Annotated in this window: 18 protein-coding genes and 1 riboswitch; of the genes, 14 read left to right on the plus strand and 4 right to left on the minus strand. The window is 40.7% G+C overall.

The genetic code is table 11. The features are described 5' to 3' along the window. Nucleotides 1–44: 44 nt before the first annotated feature. Together R2B77_RS16390 and R2B77_RS16395 are read right to left on the minus strand one after the other, a co-directional pair. Nucleotides 45–230: an SE1832 family protein gene (locus tag R2B77_RS16390; RefSeq protein WP_203249136.1), complete on the minus strand. Its 186-nt coding sequence runs from the start codon at nt 228–230 to the stop codon at nt 45–47. Nucleotides 231–253: 23 nt separating this feature from the next. Next, complete coding sequence (locus R2B77_RS16395; RefSeq protein ID WP_203249137.1) at nt 254–1,321, minus strand: hypothetical protein; 1,068 nt, start codon at nt 1,319–1,321, stop codon at nt 254–256. Between the two features lie 277 nt (nt 1,322–1,598). Between R2B77_RS16395 and R2B77_RS16400 the strand changes: the two genes are divergently transcribed. Together R2B77_RS16400 and R2B77_RS16405 are read left to right on the plus strand one after the other, a co-directional pair. Beyond that, nucleotides 1,599–3,524 (plus strand): cation:proton antiporter, encoded by a 1,926-nt coding sequence (locus tag R2B77_RS16400; protein WP_203249138.1) that lies wholly within the window; start codon nt 1,599–1,601, stop codon nt 3,522–3,524. A 98-nt stretch (nt 3,525–3,622) separates the two neighbouring features. Continuing rightward, nucleotides 3,623–4,189 carry an NADPH-dependent FMN reductase gene (locus R2B77_RS16405; protein ID WP_203249139.1) on the plus strand — a complete coding sequence of 189 codons (567 nt, stop codon included), beginning with the start codon at nt 3,623–3,625 and terminating at the stop codon, nt 4,187–4,189. Nucleotides 4,190–4,261: 72 nt separating this feature from the next. Here the strand turns inward: R2B77_RS16405 and R2B77_RS16410 are convergent, their stop codons facing one another. Both R2B77_RS16410 and R2B77_RS16415 read right to left on the minus strand, forming a co-directional pair. Then, entirely contained in the window at nt 4,262–4,393 is a 132-nt protein-coding gene (locus tag R2B77_RS16410; RefSeq protein ID WP_322555760.1) for a hypothetical protein, read from the minus strand. A 15-nt stretch (nt 4,394–4,408) separates the two neighbouring features. Continuing rightward, a complete protein-coding gene (locus tag R2B77_RS16415) occupies nt 4,409–5,671 on the minus strand; it encodes a tetratricopeptide repeat protein (RefSeq protein ID WP_203249140.1) in 1,263 nt (420 codons plus the stop codon). A gap of 553 nt (nt 5,672–6,224) precedes the next feature. Here R2B77_RS16415 and R2B77_RS16420 point away from each other — a divergent pair. From R2B77_RS16420 to R2B77_RS16475, 12 genes are all read left to right on the plus strand, one after another. Then, nucleotides 6,225–8,390 (plus strand): DNA topoisomerase III, encoded by a 2,166-nt coding sequence (locus R2B77_RS16420; RefSeq protein ID WP_203249141.1) that lies wholly within the window; start codon nt 6,225–6,227, stop codon nt 8,388–8,390. A 166-nt stretch (nt 8,391–8,556) separates the two neighbouring features. Next, nucleotides 8,557–8,761, plus strand: a riboswitch (cobalamin riboswitch). Nucleotides 8,762–8,936: 175 nt separating this feature from the next. Beyond that, nucleotides 8,937–9,941 (plus strand): ABC transporter substrate-binding protein, encoded by a 1,005-nt coding sequence (locus tag R2B77_RS16425; RefSeq protein ID WP_203249142.1) that lies wholly within the window; start codon nt 8,937–8,939, stop codon nt 9,939–9,941. Continuing rightward, complete coding sequence (locus R2B77_RS16430) at nt 9,904–10,974, plus strand: FecCD family ABC transporter permease (protein ID WP_203249143.1); 1,071 nt, start codon at nt 9,904–9,906, stop codon at nt 10,972–10,974. The genes R2B77_RS16425 and R2B77_RS16430 overlap by 38 nt, the downstream gene beginning before the upstream one ends. Further along, on the plus strand, nt 10,971–12,380 hold the full coding sequence (locus R2B77_RS16435; RefSeq protein WP_203249144.1) for an ABC transporter ATP-binding protein: 1,410 nt from the start codon (nt 10,971–10,973) through the stop codon (nt 12,378–12,380). Before R2B77_RS16430 ends, R2B77_RS16435 begins: the two co-directional genes overlap by 4 nt. 57 nt (nt 12,381–12,437) lie before the next feature. Next, a complete protein-coding gene (locus R2B77_RS16440; protein WP_203249145.1) occupies nt 12,438–12,980 on the plus strand; it encodes a cob(I)yrinic acid a,c-diamide adenosyltransferase in 543 nt (180 codons plus the stop codon). 104 nt (nt 12,981–13,084) lie between these two features. After that, entirely contained in the window at nt 13,085–13,687 is a 603-nt protein-coding gene (locus R2B77_RS16445; protein WP_203249146.1) for a hypothetical protein, read from the plus strand. 53 nt (nt 13,688–13,740) lie between these two features. Beyond that, entirely contained in the window at nt 13,741–14,235 is a 495-nt protein-coding gene (gene ybaK, locus R2B77_RS16450) for a Cys-tRNA(Pro) deacylase (RefSeq protein ID WP_203249147.1), read from the plus strand. A 213-nt stretch (nt 14,236–14,448) separates the two neighbouring features. Further along, on the plus strand, nt 14,449–15,081 hold the full coding sequence (locus tag R2B77_RS16455) for a YczE/YyaS/YitT family protein (RefSeq protein WP_203249148.1): 633 nt from the start codon (nt 14,449–14,451) through the stop codon (nt 15,079–15,081). A gap of 181 nt (nt 15,082–15,262) precedes the next feature. Further along, nucleotides 15,263–16,489 (plus strand): ABC transporter substrate-binding protein, encoded by a 1,227-nt coding sequence (locus tag R2B77_RS16460; protein ID WP_203249149.1) that lies wholly within the window; start codon nt 15,263–15,265, stop codon nt 16,487–16,489. A gap of 76 nt (nt 16,490–16,565) precedes the next feature. Further along, nucleotides 16,566–17,525 carry a carbohydrate ABC transporter permease gene (locus R2B77_RS16465; protein ID WP_203249150.1) on the plus strand — a complete coding sequence of 320 codons (960 nt, stop codon included), beginning with the start codon at nt 16,566–16,568 and terminating at the stop codon, nt 17,523–17,525. Further along, on the plus strand, nt 17,503–18,324 hold the full coding sequence (locus R2B77_RS16470) for a carbohydrate ABC transporter permease (RefSeq protein ID WP_203249151.1): 822 nt from the start codon (nt 17,503–17,505) through the stop codon (nt 18,322–18,324). The genes R2B77_RS16465 and R2B77_RS16470 overlap by 23 nt, the downstream gene beginning before the upstream one ends. A 36-nt stretch (nt 18,325–18,360) precedes the next feature. Next, nucleotides 18,361–21,414: a glycoside hydrolase family 2 TIM barrel-domain containing protein gene (locus tag R2B77_RS16475; RefSeq protein WP_203249152.1), complete on the plus strand. Its 3,054-nt coding sequence runs from the start codon at nt 18,361–18,363 to the stop codon at nt 21,412–21,414. Nucleotides 21,415–21,450: the final 36 nt, after the last annotated feature.

Here is a 21,450-nt window from a genome sequence, read left to right on the forward strand (position 1 = left end):
ACCGTAGGTTTTTCAGTGGCCTCAATTCCCAGGATAGCCTTTTTTCATTCGAACTCCGCGAGCTGCTTATTCAATTCTGCTAATTTTTCTTCCATCGTAGCAAGACGTATCTCCGCTTTCTTGACGAAACTATTATTGCCTGTCGATTCAAGCTTCTCAATATCACCTTGTAGATTAATATAGTCCATTTTGAGTTCAACAATCTCATTCTCTATTTGACGTTTATTCAAAGGGAACACCTCGCAATTTTCCCCTAGTGTAGCATATTTAGCGTTTCTTTTCCTGCGGTTCGCTTCGGATACTCAAGGTAGTAGCGAATCGCTTCGCAGACGGCGTCTTTGCCGTCACCGATGCCAAGAGCTGTTTGGCGTGCAATGGCTTTTTTTCGCAGAGGTTCATGTAGTAAAGGCTCCATGACAGCGTTTAGTAAGCTAGACTGTTTTATTTTTCGGCCAAGCCCAAGATGAATGAACCCATGCTGTTCTTTCGGAAAGGCGAGTCCAAGCTCAAAATCATTTTGCGCTAGAACGACGCAAGGAATGCCCATCACCGCTACCTCATAAGGCATATAGCCAGAAGCACATAAAACGACGTCTGCATCCGCATATATTTCCGCCAAATGACGTGGGTGCTCTACTATAATCGTATTGCGTCTGCCAAGGGCCATCATACGTAATGTGCTAGTATCGTGTGCATAATGCTCACCGATAACAACGGTCACTTTAAGAGGGATTTGGAGCTGCATCATATGACGCAGCGCACGATACGTCAGGTTTCCGGCATCCTCATCACCAAATGAAATAACGAGATGGGGGAGTGGACCCGGTCGTTCTTTCCGAAGTCCGACTTGTTTCAATGAAACGATTTCATCATCAGCCATATAACTTTCGATTCCGACGACATAATGATCAGGCACTGTATCACTTGAGTCAGCATACAATGTTTGAAATACGAGATCTGCTGAATTGCCACCGTCACCGAAATCATCAAAATGGATAATGGAAGGGACGAGCTCACGAATTTGTTCCACTTCTTCGCGGAAAGTGGAGCCGCTATCGCGGATTAACAGGTCGGGCTTCATTGCCGTAATTGCTTGCAAAAAAGCTGTGCTGTTTGCGATTGGAATCGCTTTAAATCCATTGGGTGCTGAAGGTGAATCGGCTCCGCAAAAAAATACGATATCTGCTTCTTCAGCCAAATTATGTGCGATCATAGCTGCCCTACGTGCAGGGTACGACCCTTTTCCATCCGATTGGGAAAGGTAGATAGCAATTCTTTTCTTTTCTTGTTCGTTTATAGGAATCACCCTTTCGTACAACATTGAAAAATCCATCCCTTTACGGTATGTTATGGAAGTAGTACATATGCGTATACGCTGATGAATCCTAGACATTCTATCCGAATTAGGTGGATTGAAATTGTTGTTATGGTAAACTAGCATTATTTAACTTGAATCAGCAAATTCTTTTGCTGATTCAAGTTAAGCCTCCGGCGGATGTTCGGGATTTTGAGGGGAGTTAATTGTGCTGTGCACAATTCAAAATCCCAACACAATTACGCCGAGGCGTAATTGATATTTTAAGGGTAGGGTGATGTCAATGTTTGATTCACTACTGTTTGATCTAATGCTAGTTGTGCTTATTGGGATATTATCTCAATGGGCTGCATGGCGGTTCCGAATGCCGGCAATTGTTGTGATGTCGGTTGCGGGATTATTGGTCGGGCCAATCTTCGGTTTGATCAATCCAAAAGAGAGTATGGGGGATCTTTTCAGTCCAATTATTACGTTTGCCGTCGCAATTATTTTGTTCGAGGGCAGCTTGAATCTTGATTTTAAAGAAATTAAAGGATTTAGTAAGCCGGTGGCGCGCATCGTTACGGTCGGTGCATTCATTGCGTGGATTGCGGGATCGCTTGCGGCACATTATTTGGCGGGGCTATCTTGGGCGGTTGCCTTTATCATTGGTGGTTTGTTTATCGTGACGGGTCCGACTGTTATTTTGCCTTTGCTCAGGCAAGCGAAGCTAAAGCCGCGCCCGGCAGCGATTTTGAAATGGGAAGGAATTGTTGTTGATCCATTCGGTGCACTTCTGGCGGTATTTGCTTTCGAGTTCATTAAATTTTTGAATAAAGAGGCAACGTTGACGGCGTTGCTATTATTCTTTGCCGCATCTGCTTTTGCGATTGTTTTAGGGTGGGGCGTCGCGCGCATCGTTGGCAATGCATTTGAACGGGGCAGTATACCTGAGTTTTTAAAGGCGCCGGTGCTCTTTGCACTCGTTATTTTTACGTTCGTTTTTGCGGATGAAATCATGCATGAAACAGGGCTGCTTGCAGTTACAGCGATGGGGATGACGATGGCCAACATGCGTTTGACGACATTGAATGATATCCGTCATTTTAAGGAGAATATATCGGTTCTCCTGATTTCGGGAATTTTTGTCATGTTGACGGCATCTCTTAATCCGCAAGTGTTAATTGAAATTTTCAATCCGCATATCATTGTCTATGTTTTGGCTATGCTGTTCATTGTGAGGCCGCTATCGATATGGGTTTCAACAATTGGGACAGATCTAAATAATCGTGAAAAGCTTTTGATTGCATGGATTGCCCCAAGGGGGATTGTGGCACTGACGGTATCGGGCTATTTTGCGACGATTTTACTTGAAAATGGCTACGAGGATGCGGAATTATTAACAGCCTTAACATTCGCGCTCGTATTTTCGACGGTTGTCCTACATGGTTTCTCGATTGGCTTCCTAGCTAAAAAATTAAATCTTACGACGACGGATGAATCGGGCGTATTGATTGTAGGTGGTACTCGATTTGCGGCCGGATTGGCACAATCGGTAAAGGACACGGGCAATGAAGTGCTTCTGATTGACCAATCTTGGGCAGGCTTGTCATATGCTCGGAAATTGGGATTGAACAGTTACGTGGGAGATATTCTTTCTGAACAAGTGGAATATCATCTCGATTTAACACCATATCGCTACATCCTTGCGATGACGAAAACTGATACGTACAATGCGCATATTTGTGCGGATTTTGCACCTGACCTTGGGAGTGATTATTTATACCAGACAGCGTTTCAGGTTGGCAATGACGTGGAGTCATTTTCGATTACTGGAGGACAAATGCTGTTTTCACCCGCTATATCAGTCTATGAGCTAGAAGAGCGGATGAGCGCTGGGCATGTCATTCGAAAAACATTATTGACTAAACAGTACAGTTATACGCAATATTTACGAGAACGAGATGATAAATCAATCCTTCTTTATATTCTTCGTGCAGACGGTACGATTGAATTTTTTACACCGGAAATTGAACGCCAGGCTTACGCAGGGGATGCGATAATTTCTCTGACGACTCCGGCAAAAATGATTGAACGTGTAAGAGAAAGACTTGAGGAAGAGAATGGCGAAGTGACCATTCCGTATGAGGAAATCGAAGAACAGTTTATGGCCGAGGACAAAATGGAGAAGCCGATGATTCCAGGCGAAGCCCCTCTCTCGGCGAAGTAAGTTTCAGTGGAATGTGGTTGTTTGAGGCATTTTTTGGGTCGGTAGCTACTATTTTTGGTACGATGGACTATGATTATTAGTTATTAGGAGGATTTTCATTGAAAGTTTTGTTTGTGGACGGGACCATTATCGGCAGCAAAACAGGTGCTGTTCTCGAAACAGTCAAAGGGTATATCGAAGAAACCGGTTGCGGCTATGAATTAGAGTACTTAAATTTTGCGGACTACACGCACCAAATTGTCGATGGTCGCCCATTGAGTGAATACAATGATGATATGCAACGGCTCGTCAAAAAATTTGAAGAAGCAGATGGCTATATATTGGCATCACCGATTTTCCAGGGCTCGATTCCGGGTGTGTTAAAAAATGTGTTTGATATGCTACATCCACATACGATGCGCTACAAACCTGTGTCTATCGTTGCAAATGGCGGTACATACCAACACCACCTCGTTGTCGAAAACCAGCTGAAGCCTATTTTAGACTACTTCCGCTGTCTCGTGACACCGAACTACGTCTATACACATATGAGCCATTTCGATAAAGACAACACGATTATCGACGATGATGTGCATAACCGTTTGCGAGAACTTGCGAGAGTTTTCGTGAAATATGCTGAGATGAGTCAAGGTTTATCAAAAGATGTACTAGATGAAGAAAAATAAGACATGAATAAACCCCGCCCCACACTGAGTAGAAATAGTGTGAGGTGGGGTTTTGGTTAGTATGAGTATTGCTTACATCCAATCGCTTGGTCCGGGTGTTACTGCGTGAGGAAGGCCGACATCCTCTTCATTGGCAATATCAGTGTTTGGAACGCTAGCAACAAATCCAATTAACAATAGCATAACGATAAAAAGCTTTTTCATTTTAAACATCTCCCTTCAACTATTTTTTATAGCAAGTAAAGATAATTTAGTAAGCTCATATGCTTTTTTATATTGTTTCTTTTGGGCGAAATACTTGGCTAACTCCTCTGAAATATCCTTTAAAGACTTCCATTTCTTATTTTCGAAATAGTAGTCAATGCACTCTTCTATCAACTTCGCATAATCAGAGTCACGGTTTTGTAATAAACATAGTTGACCTTCAATAGCCTGTAAATGCATTTTATCAAGTGTAGATTTACAAGATGCTCGCGCTAATTCGATATCATTTATCACACCGTCGATATCCCCCATTTTAAGTAGGATAGTAAGTTTGGACCGGTAAGAAATAAACAGGTTATCGGGATTATAGTTTTGCTTTAATAAAATACATTTTTTGATTAATTCAAGTGCTTCATCATACTGCTCTTTCACTCTATAGATAAGCACAAGATTGTGTAAAAGCTTAAAATAAATTTCCTCGGTTTCGTTATTTATAATATGTAAACCTTTCTGAATATAAAATTCTGCGCGTTCTAAGTTGTTTAATGACTTATAAAGCACTGCTATCAGATTGTAGCATTCAGATGTCTTGTTCCAATCATGTAAATTCAAGTATAACCTTTGTGATTTTTCTGCAAATTCTAGCGCAGTAGTATATTGATTAAGACGAAAATTTGCTAATGCAATATTAAAATTAAGTCGTGCCTGGATCAAGGGATTTTCATTTGATTTTAAAACGTTAATAAAGAATGGAATACAAGCCTCGTGCTCAGCCTTAACATAATAATATAATCCTGAAATATAATTAAATGATTCTTGAATATGAGTGCTTAGATTATGTAATGTATCCTGATCTATGTAGGGTGCAATTTTTTCTATATAGAAATGTTTAAAAGCCACAAGCTCTCTAATTTTAAATAAATCTAAGCATCTTAATAATTTAAAGTGCAATTCTTGATGCAATGAATAGATATAAGTGAAGCTTTTTTCATGGGCTTCACGAAAAGACAATGCTTCTTCTAAACGATCTTCATTCAAAATATGCTCATACTGCTTTAAGAGGATTGCGATTTTTTTATCTTGTACATGTCCGTTTGTCAAGTAGGCAGAAGGAACGGATAATCGCTTTGCTAATAATAGCAATATATCCTGTGAAGTTGCAAAATGCCCACCCTCAATATTGCTGTAATGAGGGGCGGATGTTATGCCGTGACTTAACGTAGCCTGTGTCAGACCCCTTATGGTTCGCAGTTCTTTTAATCTTGTGCCGATATGCATAGGAACACTCCTACTTTCTTCGAAAAATCTAAGGAAGAAAAACAGAGATAAGTTATTAACTTTAGTTCTAAATATTCCCTGTAATCATCATAATATAGGTGTAATACGACCTAGTCAAGAAAGTAGAAAAAAAGAAAGAAGGCGGTGAACCTGCTCATTTGATAATTAAAATTGATTTAAATTATCATTTTTTATCAAACCTTTGCGTTTTTACAAAGATTATGTCGATTTATGGTCTTTAAATGAAGGGAAACGAAGCAATATATAATATTTTTTCGTAATACTTAAACCTCTGTAATTATGCTATATTAAGGGTGTTGTACAACAAGCTATAAGTTAGGTCAGTTATGCAGGAAAACCCACTGAACGAAGAAATATGAGTTGAGAGGATGATGTTATTACTTATTATTCAATAATAATGCCTACATAAGCCTTCCCGTGTTCGCTAACGGGAGGGCTTATGCTTTTTGGGCGGGGGTAGCAGAAGGTCCGGTGACGAGCAAATAACCCGGTTTTCCTATATAATTGTCATAGGAAGAAAGGGGATTTACTTATGTCTAAATCACTTGTATTAGCTGAAAAGCCGTCCGTAGCACGCGATATTGCACGAGTGCTCGGCTGCAATAAAAAAGGGAATGGATTTCTTGAAGGGACGCATTATATTGTTACGTGGGCATTGGGCCACCTCGTGACGCATGCAGACCCAGAGGGCTATGGCAATGAATTTAAGGAATGGAAGCTCGAGCATTTGCCGATTATTCCGGAGCCGTTTAAGCTGGTCCCGATTCGTCAAACGTCAAAGCAATTTAATGCGGTGAAAGCACAGCTGAAGCGTAATGATGTTAAAGATGTTATTATCGCGACAGATGCGGGACGTGAAGGAGAGCTTGTGGCACGTTGGATTTTGGAGCAGGCGAAAGTTCGTAAGCCAGTCAAACGACTATGGATTTCTTCGGTTACGGATAAGGCCATTAAAGATGGTTTTAACAATTTAAAAGATGGTCGTGCTTATGAAAACTTATATGAGGCGGCAGTTGCCCGTGCAGAAGCGGATTGGGTTGTCGGCATTAATGCCACGCGCGCGCTGACAGTGAAATACAATGCGCAATTATCGACGGGACGCGTGCAAACACCGACGCTTGCCATGATTGCAGAGCGTGAGAAGCAGATTCGTGACTTTAAGCCAAAATCATTTTATGGTATGCAAGCACTTACGGAAACCGCGAAATTTACCTGGCATGATAAAGCAGGCCAAACGCAGTCGTTCGATAAAGAAATGGTTGAGAAGTTGATGGGCAAGCTGGATGGGATTCAGGTAGGAAAGGTGATAGATGTAAAAACAACACCAAAGTCTCAGCCTGCACCGTCTTTATTTGATTTAACGGAGCTACAAAAAGAGGCACATCGTCGTTGGTCATGGTCAGCAAAAGAGACGTTGTCGACGTTGCAAAACTTATATGAGCGCCATAAAGCGGTGACATATCCACGGACAGATTCGAAGCATTTGACTTCGGATATGGAAAGCACACTGAAAGAGCGCATTAAGGCTGTAGATATTGGACCTTATCGCAAAGCAGTCAACACGCTGCTGCGTTCAGGAGTCGTCAAACCACAGAGGGGTGTTATCGACGACAAACGTGTATCAGATCACCATGCGATTATTCCGACAGAGGAAACACCAATCCTTCAAAGTTTGTCTGATAAAGAACAACGTCTATATGATTTAATCGTTAAACGATTCTTGGCTGTCTTCTTTGGTTCGTTCCGTTATGACCAGGTGACAGCGGAATTTGTAGTTGGCGGAGAAATGTTCAAGGCGAAGGGCCGTACGATTACAGAAGAAGGTTGGAAAAAGGTTTATTCGACGGATGAGGAAGAAATGGATACAGATACACTCCCTGCATTTAAAAAGGGAGATGAGGTAAGTATTCGTGCCATCGTTATGACAGATGGTAAAACGAAGCCACCTGCCCGTTTTAATGAAGGAACACTGCTCGCTGCGATGGAAAATCCTGCTCAGTTCATGCAAGGTGAATCCAAGGACCTGATTAAAACTATCGGTGAAACGGGTGGACTCGGAACCGTTGCAACACGTGCGGATGTAATTGAGCGGTTATTCAACTCTTTCGTGATGGAGAAGAAGGGTAATGATATTTACACGACGTCAAAAGGTCGCCAGTTACTTGAGCTTGTTCCGGAAGATTTGAAATCACCGGCATTGACGGCAGAATGGGAGCAAGGGCTGACGAAAATCGCCAGCGGTCAGATGAAAAAAGCAGCCTTCATGAAAGATATGATCGCCTTTTCGAAACGTACTGTAACGGAAATTAAAACGGATGACAAAAAGTTTAAACACGATAATGTGACAGGGAAAACATGTCCAGATTGCGGAAAGCTCTTACTAGAAGTGAACGGCAAGCGTGGTAAGATGCTAGTTTGTCAGGACCGGGAGTGCGGACACCGAAAAAATGTCTCTACGCTAACGAACGCAAGATGTCCCGTTTGTAAGAAGAAATTAGAATTGCGTGGAGAAGGTGACGGTCGGATTTTCGTTTGTAAATGCGGTCATCGTGAGAAACTGTCAGTATTCGAAAAACGTCGTGCAAACTCAGGTGGTAAAAAAGCTGATAAACTTGATGTTCAGAAATACATGAACAAGCAAGAAGAGCCAGAGAATACAGCAATGGCAGATGCACTGAAAAAACTATTTGAAAAATAAATAGCGTTAGGAATGATAAAATGGGTGTTCTTTCAGTTGTAAATCGACTAGAGAACACCTTTTTTAAATGAAAAACGATGAGCTATGTGTATGAATACTTTTGAAACGTAGTTTACTTACTGCTGAATCTTCTATATACTTGTTACGGAATACATAACATTAAAAAAAGAATAATTGAGAAATAGGTTTTTTGAATAGTTGAGAAGTAACTGTTTAAAACGAAGAGGGAAGTTGGTGTAAATCCAACACGATCCCGTCACTGTAAGCGTTTAAGGCGACTAAAGGAAATCCACTGTGCATCCATGCATGGGAAGGAGTTAGTTTGCCGGTAAGACGTAAGTCAGGAGACCTGCCTATTTTGATTTTAAGCTTCCTCGAGGAAGGGACGTTTAAAGTGTTTTATCATCTTATTTTGGTATGGCTTCTAGATGAAGTTTTCCAAATGACTCTTTTTGTTTAGTAAAAGAATCGTTGATATTACCTTTCTATGTGCGCCTTCTTTTAAAGAAGAGCGTTTTTTTGATGTCAAAAAAAGGAGAGATTGTAATGAGGGATTTATTTCAAAGATGGGGTTTATTAAGTTTTGTGTTTGTTTTTATGCTCGTTATTTTGGCAGCATGTGGCACGGACAACAGTACGGATGGTGCAGCGAAAGATGATAAAATAGAAGAAGAACCAATTGAAGTAGTTGAAGAGATTGTCGAAACCGAAGCGTTTCCTGTCACCTTTACGGATGATGCTGGCCGTGAAGTGACACTTGATAGCGAACCACAAACGATGGTGTCGGTTCAAGCGAGTAATACAGAGATTTTATATGCACTCGGTGTAGGTGATCGTCTGATTGGTGTGTCTGATTATTGTAATTATCCTGCCGAAGCGTTAAGCGTGCAAAAAGTGGGAGCGCAAGATATGGATGCAGAGTTAATTCTAAGTCTGCTACCTGATATCATTTTTGTTACGACATACCACCACGATACACACGGCAATATTCTGCAGCAATTTGAAGACGCAGGAATTACAGTCGTTGTGACAGGTAGTGCTACTACTTTTGATGATGTTTATAAAACGATGGATATGATTGCGCAGGCGACAGGTACATCTGAAAAAGCAGATGAAATCATTGACGACATGAAAGACCGTCGTGTAGCTGTTGAAGAAAAAGCAAAAGGCATTACAGATAAAAAGAAAGTATGGGTGGAAGTTTCCCCTGCTCCAGACATTTTCACGACAGGAAAAAATACATTCATGCATGAAATGTTAGAAGCGATTAACGCAACAAATGCCGCTGAAGAGCAAGACGGCTGGGTGAAGATGACAGAAGAAGAAATTGTTCAATTGAACCCAGACGTCATTATTACGACATATGGTTATTATATAGACAATCCGGCTGAACAGGTTTTATCACGCGATGGTTGGGCAGAAGTAACTGCGCTAAAAAATGAACAAGTATTCGATGTAGATAGTGATATGGTTACTCGTCCTGGACCTCGTTTGATTGAAGGAGTAGAGTCGCTTGCAAAAATCATTTATCCGGAAGTTTTTGGGGAGTAAGATTGGCTGGCTATACTTACTAAGTATTGGATTTGTGCTTGGCACGCTGTTACTTGCTCTATTCGTTAGTAGCGTACAGTTTCCGATCATGACTATTTTGCATATTGTGCTGGAAAAATCATTTGGCCTTGGTTGGCTTGAAAATATTCCGCGTAATGAAGAGTTGATTATTTGGAATATTCGCCTGCCACGGGTTTTACTTGCTCTTTGTGTCGGTGCCTCGCTTTCGTTAGCGGGTGCCGCATTTCAAGGGCTTTTACGCAACCCGTTAGCAGATCCGTATACAATTGGTGTTTCATCAGGTGCTGCACTAGGGGCGGTATTTGTGCTTTTTTTCCAATTCACGATTATTGGGCTTGGGAGCTTTACATTACCAGTTGTCGCGATCATTAGTGGATTCGTTACCCTTATGATTGTTTTTGGCTTAGTTCGTTTGAGTAGCAGGAGCCTTGCAATTGAAACGATTGTTTTGGCTGGGATTATCGTAGGTTCATTTATCGGTGCAATTACATCACTGCTCATTTCTTTGGGCGATCAGGATTCCATGACGCAAATTATGTATTGGCTTTACGGTAGTGTAGGAATGAGAGGGTGGAGCCACGTTCAGCTCGTTGTGCCATTTATGATTATTGGGACAATTATTTTACTCATGCATTATCGTGAGTTGAATGCGCTCGCGCTTGGAGAGGAAGCGGCAGATCACATTGGTGTCAATGTTAAAAGAGGAAAAATCATGATTTTGATTGGCGCTTCACTATTGACAGGGGCAGCGGTAGCCGTGTCCGGTTCAATCGGGTTCGTCGGTCTTGTGATCCCCCATCTTGTTCGTTTACTGACAGGGCCGAATCATCGACATCTACTGCCATTGTCGATGTTGTTCGGCGGCTCATTTCTTATATTGGCAGATTTGTTGGCCAGGATAATCATCGCGCCGAAGGAATTGCCGATAGGTGTTATTACCGCATTGATTGGCGCACCTGTTTTTGCTTTCCTGCTCATTAGGGAAAGAATCGGAAGAGGTGAACGAGGATGATTAAAGTGAATCGACTTGCAGGTGGCTATGGGAAGAAGCCAATTGTTAAAGACATTAGCTTAGATATTAAAAAGGGAGAGTTTTTTGCATTACTTGGTCCGAACGGTAGTGGAAAAACGACCCTTTTTAAATTAATTACAGGGCAATTGCCCGCCATTTCAGGTGATATTCTCATTGATGGAAAAGTGATGTCGAAACTAACAAAGTTGGAGAAGGCGAAAAAAGTAGCAGTGCTTTCTCAGGAAGTTCAAATTACGTTCGATTACACAGTCGAGGAAATCATTAGTCTTGGACGATATCCACACCAAAAGGGCGTATTGAAAACGTTATCGGCGTATGATCGTGAAGTGATTGATGCGGTAATGGAGATTTCTAAAGTCGAGCGCTATCGCAAGACGCAATTTCGCTTGCTGAGTGGTGGAGAAAAACAACGGGTTTTATTAGCGAAAGCATTGGCACAGGAGCCTGAGATTTTACTCTTGGATGAACCAACAAACCATTTGGATATTAAATATACTTTTCAAATGCTGGACTTGCTGAAAGAGTGGCAACAGACGAAAGGATTGACCATATTTGCGATATTGCATGATTTGAATGTGGCATCGCTGTATGCTGATCGAGTTGCGTTGTTGCACGAAGGTTCATTTTTAGAGGTTGGTGACGTGAATACGTTACGCAAGGAAGAGCAGTTGAAAAAAGTGTATGAAGTTGAGGTTAAGGCGCAAGCGCATCCGCTTGTTCCGAAGCCTCAGCTTCATCTGACACCAACGCATTCATACAGTGCGGACCTGACACCGTTTTTTGAAAGCTTTCAGGTCGAACGAAATGAAAATACGGTCCATCTGCGCTTCAAACAACCTTTACGCACGCTATCGAATGCGGATGTAGGAGAAGGAGTTCAGTGGTTGCAGAACTTTTGTTTAGTAGCCAGTCGTTCAGTTGGTGAAAAATCGCTGTCGGCATGGTTGGGTAATCATGGTATTCCGTCTGAGCAGGCAGCGGCGATTGTAACGACTGGGCATATGCAGGATGTTGTTCTAATTGAGCAACAACTACTGGGTGCTCAACTACTGATAGTTGTAGCGGTTGAAGTAGATAATCATAAGCATAGAAGCTTGGATGGCGTTCGTCTCCTAGTGTTTGTAGATGGATATCTGCAAGATAAAGCATTGTTTGATTATTATATGACTGCAATAGAGGCGAAGGTAAAAGTTTGTCAGCAGCTAAATCTGCAATCGGTTCAGTCGGCAAGGGACGTGGTACTCGTTGCTGCCAACCAGCGGGAAAACGAACTAGGCTTACGCGAACCTGAGGTTGATTTGCGGAAAGACATTGAACAACTTATTACGACTGCGATGCTAGAGGCAGTGGAGAAGAAGTTTACTAAAAACGGCAGCATGTCGTAAAGGATGAAAAGTGGTTTGAAGCTTGTTTAACTTATTAAAAATAAGAGGAGGAACACAATGAGTAAAAATCAAAAAGGACTTACACTTGTGTACACGGGCCATGGTAAAGGAAAAACAACGGCTGCATTAGGACTGGCTTTGCGTAGCATAGGAAGAGGACTCAGTGTGAAGATTTTTCAATTTATAAAATCACCGCAACGGTCCTATGGAGAGCAAATTGCGCTGAAAAAACTAGGTGTAGAAATGGTACAACTTGGCATTGGATTTACATGGACAAAAACGCCTGAAGAGCATAGGGAAGCGCTCAAAAAAGCGTGGCCACAAGCGAGAGATGCTGTCATGAGTGGCGAGTATGATGTTGTGATTTTAGATGAATTGAATAACGCTTTAGCAATCGATAAGTTTCCGATCGATGATGTTCTTCCGCTGAATGAAATCATCGATATGATTAAAAATAGACCACCACATGTTCACCTCGTCATTACGGGAAGGGATGCTCTGACTGAAATCAAAGAAATCGCTGACTTAGTTTCAGTGGTAGAGCCTGAAAAGCATTATTATGATGAAGGTGTAGAAGCGGTAAAAGGCATAGAATTTTAATAATCAGATTTTAGAACTTTCGTAGGGTTTATTTGGAAGAGGAATTCCGGTATAATAGTTTAACTAGTATATTTCGGAGAATAGCACTACGGAGGTGAAGGTACATGAATGCTGTAATGACGTTCGCGACGGCAAGTGATCAATTACAACGTTATGATGCGATTCGGCGCAAAAATGCTGAAAATGCGTATGATCGTAATGTGCAATATAATGGACAAAACCAGAAAACGCTGGAAAAACTTGAGGCTTTATTGACGGGGAAAGATGAGCTGGAAGTCGTTCAACCGGAGCAACAGGAATTACAGGAACTCGGTGCAGGACAGATGAAGCAAGTCGAACTCCCAATCGGTAAGACGCTTGAAGAAACAATTGATCTTTGGCGGGATGTGCGGACGGATGCAGTTTCTGTACCGGAGCCGACGACTGCAGATTATCAGCTTGCAGCTACAGCATCTGCAAAGATTATACAAACAGAAACACAAATCGCGTTACAAAAATTGGCTCAATCTGAATTTGAAGTAACAATGGCGAGGCGTGAAGCTGAGACGGGGAATATAGTATCTTTTGAATTGCCAGTAGGCGTGGATCGGGAAGCATTTATGATGCAAAAGCGTTTCGAACAAGCGATTTCAACCTATTCGATCCAAGCTGAAGCGAAGCAAAAAGGGTATAGTTTGGACGAATCACAGTTTTCTAGAGTAGCGTAATGAGCTGAAAGGTCACCACGTAGGTGACCTTTTCTATTGGGGGAAGAAGATAAATGGCAAAACAGAGTCGGGCAGCGAAGACTAATGCAGTCAGAATCGTAGAAGGGGCGGGCATCCACTATAATCTGATGGAATATGATGTGACAGATGGCTTACTAGATGGGGTGTCAGTCGCAGAGAAAACGGGTCAAGTAGTGGGTCATGTCTTCAAAACACTTGTGACAATTGCAGGTCCGCGAGAATTATTCGTTTTTTTAGTACCAGTTGCGCTTGAGCTGGATTTGAAGAAAGCGGCAAAAGTAGCTGGAGTGAAGAAGCTGGATATGCTGCCTTTGAAGGATTTAACGAAAGAAACTGGCTATGTGCGCGGAGGCTGTTCGGCGATAGGTATGAAAAAGAAATATCCGACGTTCATTGACCAATCAGCGAAAAGCTTGGATTCAATGATTGTCAGTGCGGGGAAAATCGGGTTGCAGATGGAGCTCGTTCCCGAGGAGTTTTCACGTGTAGTAGACGCGATATTTTGTGATATTATTACAGATAACTAGACTGTTTATCGGGCAGTGGACGTGTTACAATGAATAGAATCAATTAAGCCTCGGAGTCACTTCCAGGACGTCGTGAACGTAGACTGGTTTCCTTGATTCCTTACAAAAACGGTGACAGCTTCCGGAGGATGACTTGCTTCAGCAAGTTGAAAAATCTGGCATTCATGTGGAATAAGCATGAATGTTCTTTGACGTGTAGAAAGAAGGATATGTATGCAGAAGGCTCTAGTATGGAGATGGACGTTTTATTTTACCGGATTGCTAGTAATGGCTCTAGGGGTTTCAATGACCATTAAAGGGCAAAAATTAGGTGTCGGACCCTGGGATGTGCTTCATGTTGGATTGTACAAGCATTTTGGCTTAACGATTGGAACATGGGGAATCATTACTGGGTTCGTGATTATTGTTGCAACAGCCATTGTATTGAAACAGTGGCCGAAAATTGGTACTTGGCTCAATATGTTATTGCTTGGCATTTTTATCGATATATTTAATTGGTTACTACCCGATGTCACAACATTTGGTGGGCAAATGGTTATTTTTATAGTGGGCGTAGCTGTCATGGGGTATGGTTCTGGTATTTATATTTCTCCTAATATTGGCGCGGGTCCACGTGATAGTCTGATGCTTGTTCTTGTGGACAAGACGGGGGCTAGTGTCAAAAAAATACGAACAACTATTGAAGTCCTTGTCGCCATTACCGGCTGGTTATTTGGTGGACCTATCGGTATTGGGACGGTATTGGTCGCCTTGTTTGTAGGGCATATGATTCACTACAGCTTGCCTCAAAGTCGTAGAGTGTTGATGAAAATAATTGGTGAACAGGACGAAAAAGTTCTGCTGTAATTGAAAAGAGCTATCCTGAAAAGTCATTTTTTATGACTTTTTGGGGTAGCCCTTTTTTCGTGAAATAGTGGTTCATTAAACTTTTTCATCCTCAAGTTTTACTAAAAATGACGAAAAAGTAGTTTACTTTTAGTAAAACTCAGAATATAATGAAGATGTTAAAAATAAAGGGGGGTATATTATGAAGTTTGTAAAGTTTAAATCTGTTTTCTTTTTACTTATTGCAGTTATGTTGCTTTTAGTAGGTTGTAGTTCATCGGACGGTGCCACGAAAGATGGTAAAGTTAAACTCCGTTTTGCTACTTGGGAAGTTGGCGATGATGTTAATTTGCAAAAGAACATGATCGACAAATTTAATGAGTCACATGACGATATCGAAGTCGTTTTGGAGTCTTATGGAAGTGAATATGACACGAAAATTACAGCTGGTATGGGTGCAAAGGATGCTCCAGACATTATGTATATGTGGAATTACCCGCAATATAAGGATGCGCTAGAGCCGCTCGATTCCTATCTTGAAAAAGAAGGTGATGCGTACAAAGGCAATTTCTATGAAACGCTGTGGAACTATAATTCAGCAGACGGGCAAATTCTAGGATTGCCAGTTGGATATACGACGCATGTTGTTTATTACAATAAAGCACTATTTGACGAGGCTGGTGTCGAATATCCAAAATCGGATTGGACTTGGGAAGATCTGCAAGATACAGCTAAGAAAATAACAAACAAAGATAAGAAAGTAACTGGATTTGCATTCTCGGGAAAACCAGATCCATATGATTTCGAAATGTTCCTGTGGGGGAATAACACATCTTATGTTGATGAAGAAGGAAATTTAAAAGGAAATTTGGATTCAAATCAATCAGTGGAAGTATTTGAAATGTTCCAAAACATGGCGAATGACGGCTATGCCATCACGACAGAAGGTTCTGGGACAACTGAAATGAAATCTGGTAAGGTTGCCATGTTTGTGTATGGCGCATGGGGGTTAACTCCATTAAAAGAAGCTGGCATTGACTATGGTGTTGTAGAAATACCGTCATTTAAAAACGGGAAAAGTGTAAGTATCTTAAGTTCTTCAGGAATATCGATTTCTAAAAATTCGAAACATAAAGACGAAGCATTCGAATTCATTAAGTTTTGGACAAATGAGGAAGCGAATATGGAAAGAATTAGTTTTGAACTACCTGTTTTAAAATCAGTTGTAGCAAGTGAACAGCTGGAACAAGATGAAGTGAAAAGTGTATTCTATTCTATGCTTGAAAAGAGTGACGGATATACGCCTGCATCTTTCATTGTTGAAGATTGGAGTAAAGTATCTGAGGACTTAAACTATACGTTTGAATCTATTTTAAATCCAAGTACATTAATGAATCCGAAAGAGGCATTGGAGAATGCTGTCGAGTAAAAATATCAATCTTTAATGCGGTAAAGCGCTTTCAAAGTGCTTTACCCTATTTTTTAATCTGATGGAGGGGCATCTTATGCGAAATATAACGAAGAAATCGAAGAACTACCAGCTCGTAAACCGAAAAGTGCCCTATTTATTTATTTTACCGTGGATCATCGGTTTTTTGGTATTTACCCTAGGACCACTGGTATTTTCATTAATTATGAGCTTTTTTAATTGGCCAATTACAAGTGCACCAACATTTGTCGGAATCGAAAACTATAAAACGATGTTCACAGGAGACCCACAATTTTATAAATCTTTAGTCATTACATTTAAATTTGCTGCCATTTTTGTACCACTTAACTTAGCTGTCGCTTTAATTTTAGCGCTTCTTATTACCCAACCATTAAAGGGCATGAAGTTTTTTCGGACGATATTCTACTTGCCGGCAGTTGTTTCGGGTGTTGCCATTTCGATTATTTGGGGTTGGATTTTCAACTCGGAGTACGGAATATTAAATTATTTACTCTCGTTTCTTGGCATTGAAGGTCCAAGATGGCTCGTAGATCCGAAGTGGGCACTCTTCACAATTGTCATTGCGAGTGCTTGGGGAGTCGGAATTATGATGCTAATCTTTTATACCGATATAAAAGGAATCCCGTCAGAATTATATGAGGCGGCAGCAATTGACGGTGCAGGCCCATTTCGCCAGTTTTTTAGCATTACAATTCCAAGTATTACACCGACTATTCTATTTAACGTCATTACATCTGTTATCGGAGCGCTACAACAGCTGACCTTGGTCTTACTGTTAACCGGTGGTGGTCCCTTAAAGTCAACCTATTTCTATGGCTTATACGTATACAACAATGCCTTCAAACACCATCAACTAGGCTATGCAAGTGCAAACGCATGGTTTATGTTCATCGTGATTTTACTATTAACGATGTTGATCTTTAAGACATCATCGACATGGGTGTTCTATGAAAATGAAGTGAAAAAAGAAGGGAAGAAAGGAAGAAGAAAAAATGAAAATGCCAAAAGGATTTAAAATTATCATGTTCAGCCTTCTAGGATTATTTTCACTTTACTTCATATTACCATTTGTGTGGGTAATCCTTTCTGCATTAAAAACAGAAACTGAAGTATTTAGTTACCCTCCAAAGATTTTTCCAGAAGTACCGCAATGGAAAAACTTTGTTGATGCTTGGACGAGTCAACCATTCGGTATCTATTTAAAGAACTCCGTCATCGTTACCGTGATGACAACGATAGGCCAGTTAATATCCTGTTCATTGGTTGCGTATGGATTTGCTAGATATAATTTCAAATATAAAAACGTTCTTTTCATCTTAATGCTTGCGACAATGATGATTCCTTGGGACGTCACTATGATTCCGTTATATATGCAATTTAATATGTTCGGTTGGATTAACACATTAAAACCATTAGTTGTCCCAGCGTTTTTTGGATCGGCATACTATATTTTTTTGTTGAGGCAATTCCTAATGAGTATACCGAAGGATCTTGAAAACGCAGCGAGAATCGATGGGGCAAATGAATTCCAGATTTTCTTTAAAATATTCGTACCGATTATGAAAGCACCACTCATCTTAATCGCGGTGCTCAATATTTTATCAGTATGGAATGACTACCTCGGTCCGTTAATCTATCTTCAAGATCAATCAAAATATACATTAGCACTAGGATTAGCGGCATTTAAAGGCGTTCATGATCTTCAAATTCTACCAATTATGTCGATTACCTTAGTCATGATAGTTCCGCCAGTTGTGATATTCCTATTTGCTCAAAAGTATATTGTCGAAGGAATCAGTGGTTCGATTAAGTAAGAAATACCAATATAATATTGTATGGAGGAAGATAACATGCGTCGCGAAATGAAGAGATGGGAAGATATTGGGATAACGGGTATCAATAGACTTCCCGCTCATACCGATTTTTATAGATATGAAACAAAAGAAAATGCACAAACTTTTACGAAAGAAAATAGCATTGGCTATGCGTTACTAGATGGAGTATGGAAGTTTTTATTTGTAGATGCACCTGAGCTTTCGCCGAAAGATTTTGAAAAAGAGGACTTCGACATCGACAGTTTAGATGACATGGAAGTGCCTTCAAGCTGGCAAATTAAGGGCTACGGCAACATGCATTATACAGACGTTTTGTATCCGTTTGCCATCAACCCACCGTTTGTTCCGCAGGAAAACCCAACGGGCATCTATTTTAGAGAGCTAGTCGTTTCTGACTTAACAGACGGTGAAGCACTTATCTTAAAGTTTAATGGTGTAGACTCTGCATTTGATTTATATGTGAATGGACAGCATGCCGGTTTTAGTAAAGTTTCAAGATTGCCATCTGAATTTGATATCACAGAATTCGTGAAAGAGGGTAGTAATCGTCTCACTGTTCGAGTCTATCAATTTTCTGATGGGACTTATTTAGAAGACCAGGATATGTGGTGGCTTTCAGGTATTTTTAGAAGCGTTGAACTGTTTAAAATCAACAAAGAGACGCTTTGGGACATTCATATTGAAACGCTTCCTGATGAAAACTATGAGAATTTCACACTGAAAATTGGCGGTGCGTTTTTAACAAATCAAGTAAAAGATGTAGTCGCTACGCTTTACCATCATGATGAACAAGTCGATCAGTTTGACATGGGAGTAGTTGACGGGAAATTCGAAGTGAGTAGAATCCAAGAAAAACCACTTTTATGGAATGCAGAGGAACCGAACTTATATACACTTCTTCTCGAGTATAGCTTGTCAGATGAAAAGGAAATTGTGCCACTACGAATCGGCTTCCGTGCCATTGAGGTTATTGACAACGAAATCCGTGTCAACGGAAAGCGAATTTTCTTTAATGGGGTGAATCGCCACGACGCACATCCAAAGACAGGTAGAACAGTAAGCTACGACGATATGCTTCAGGATATTAAAATGATGAAACAGTACAATATCAATGCAGTTCGTTCAGCGCACTATCCAAATAATGATGTGTTCTATGATTTGTGCGATGAATATGGTCTTTACGTCATTAATGAAGCAGACCTTGAATGTCATGGTTTTGAAAATACGGGAAATTACAATTGGATTTCTGACAACGAACGATGGGAAAAGCAATATGTAGATCGAGCAATACGTATGGTGAAAAGGGACCGTAACCATCCAAGTATCATCATGTGGTCACTAGGAAATGAATCAGGCGCTGGTAGAAACTTTACTGCCATGTACAATGCTATCAAGGTGATTGATTCTACTAGATTGGTACATTATGAGGGGGATAGAGTTGCCGCATACAGCGATGTTTACACAACGATGTATACGCGCTTAAACCAACTTGAAGAAATCGGTAAGGATGAAGAAGGCAAGAAGCCTCATATTTTATGCGAATATGGACATGCAATGGGGACTGGCCCCGGCGGTTTAACGGAATATCAACAAATCATGAGAAAATATCCTAGATTGCAAGGCGGCTTTATCTGGGAATGGTGTGACCATGGAATTGAAACGACAAACGACAATGGTGAAACTTACTATTTATATGGTGGAGATTATGGTGACTTCCCGACAAACGGCAATTTCTGTATTGATGGGCTTGTCTTTCCGGATAGAATGCCATCACCAGGACTTTTGGAATATAAAAAAGTAATTGAACCGATTGTTACAGAGGAAGTTAACCTAGCAGAAGGGGAAATTCGTATAAAGAATCTATACGATTTTAGAAACCTAAGCGGAATTACCCTTCGCGTGGAAGTAAAATCAATCGGTGCACTGATTGAAGCACATGACATGAAGTTACCAAGTATCCAACCACATGAATCGTTGGCTATCACTTTGCCAGTAGATGCAGTAAAAGCTGCTCAGCATGACGATGTTCGAATCTACGTAAGCTATCAGGAGACTGAAGATACTCACTATGCGGAAAAAGGGCATGAGATTACAAAAGAAAGCTTCTTATTAGCATCTACAAAAGTTGAAAAAGAAGTAAAGTCTGTCGCTTCAACAGGATCTGACTTTATGATTAAGGATGAAGGTGCTCTGCTCACAATTGAAAACGACCAGTTTGAGGCTGTATTCTCAAATGTGTATGGCACACTAGAATCTTTCAAATCTGACGGGGAAGAAATTATTAACAAAGGACCTGAAGTGACCCTTTGGAGAGCGATTATCGACAATGATATGTACAAAAAGGATGACTGGGTGAATAAGTACTTCCTTAAAAACACAAAAGAACAATTAGCAGAAGTGAAGCACGAAGTGACAGCAGATTACGTAGATGTCACAATCACGAAGTTTTTATCTACTGTGAATCAAGCATGGGGCTTCCACCTGACCTATCACTATCATATGACGAAAAATGGTGCTCTAAATATTGATTTACATGGTGAAAAGGTATTACGAGGTCATGAAATTCCAGAGATGCTACCGCGAATTGGCGTAACGATGCATTTGAATGAGGACTACAACAAAGTTACTTGGTATGGTCGCGGGGATTCTGAATCGTATCAGGATACAAAACGCAGTCAGCCAATTGGCCTATATAATAAAACCATTCAGGACATGCATACTGATTATGTCTATCCACAGGAAAATGGTTCACGATGTGATAGTTCTTTCCTAGCTGTAGCAAATGATGAGCAAGCATATTTGATTAATTTCAAAGAAACGTATGATTTTACAATTCATGATTACGAAACAAATGCGCTTGAAGAGGCGAAGCACCGCGGCACTATTAAGAAATCACCTTTTACAGTGTTGACGATTGATTACAAGCAAAGCGGTGTTGGAAGTAATAGTTGTGGTGAGGAGCAGTTACCTCCATACAGAACTGTAATTGAGGATTTCCATCTTCAATTTGAAATTAGAAAAATAGACAAGAGCAGCCTAGTAGAAGAAAGTAAATTTTTCACGGTATAGTGAGAAGTAAGCAGGGGAAACCCTGCTTCTTATTCG

It is taken from the genome of Sporosarcina beigongshangi (assembly GCF_033485195.1).
Classification (GTDB): Bacteria; Bacillota; Bacilli; order Bacillales_A; family Planococcaceae; genus Sporosarcina; species Sporosarcina beigongshangi.

Coding starts and splice junctions, on each gene's coding strand:
- R2B77_RS16440 (WP_203249145.1), top strand. CDS start 12,438: ATGAGTAAAAATCAAAAAGGACTTACACTTGTGTACACGGGCCATGGT.
- R2B77_RS16425 (WP_203249142.1), top strand. CDS start 8,937: ATGAGGGATTTATTTCAAAGATGGGGTTTATTAAGTTTTGTGTTTGTT.
- R2B77_RS16435 (WP_203249144.1), top strand. CDS start 10,971: ATGATTAAAGTGAATCGACTTGCAGGTGGCTATGGGAAGAAGCCAATT.
- ybaK (WP_203249147.1), top strand. CDS start 13,741: ATGGCAAAACAGAGTCGGGCAGCGAAGACTAATGCAGTCAGAATCGTA.
- R2B77_RS16395 (WP_203249137.1), bottom strand. CDS start 1,321: ATGTTGTACGAAAGGGTGATTCCTATAAACGAACAAGAAAAGAAAAGA.
- R2B77_RS16415 (WP_203249140.1), bottom strand. CDS start 5,671: ATGCATATCGGCACAAGATTAAAAGAACTGCGAACCATAAGGGGTCTG.
- R2B77_RS16475 (WP_203249152.1), top strand. CDS start 18,361: ATGCGTCGCGAAATGAAGAGATGGGAAGATATTGGGATAACGGGTATC.
- R2B77_RS16420 (WP_203249141.1), top strand. CDS start 6,225: ATGTCTAAATCACTTGTATTAGCTGAAAAGCCGTCCGTAGCACGCGAT.
- R2B77_RS16470 (WP_203249151.1), top strand. CDS start 17,503: ATGAAAATGCCAAAAGGATTTAAAATTATCATGTTCAGCCTTCTAGGA.
- R2B77_RS16460 (WP_203249149.1), top strand. CDS start 15,263: ATGAAGTTTGTAAAGTTTAAATCTGTTTTCTTTTTACTTATTGCAGTT.
- R2B77_RS16410 (WP_322555760.1), bottom strand. CDS start 4,393: ATGAAAAAGCTTTTTATCGTTATGCTATTGTTAATTGGATTTGTTGCT.
- R2B77_RS16445 (WP_203249146.1), top strand. CDS start 13,085: ATGAATGCTGTAATGACGTTCGCGACGGCAAGTGATCAATTACAACGT.
- R2B77_RS16465 (WP_203249150.1), top strand. CDS start 16,566: ATGCGAAATATAACGAAGAAATCGAAGAACTACCAGCTCGTAAACCGA.
- R2B77_RS16455 (WP_203249148.1), top strand. CDS start 14,449: ATGCAGAAGGCTCTAGTATGGAGATGGACGTTTTATTTTACCGGATTG.
- R2B77_RS16400 (WP_203249138.1), top strand. CDS start 1,599: ATGTTTGATTCACTACTGTTTGATCTAATGCTAGTTGTGCTTATTGGG.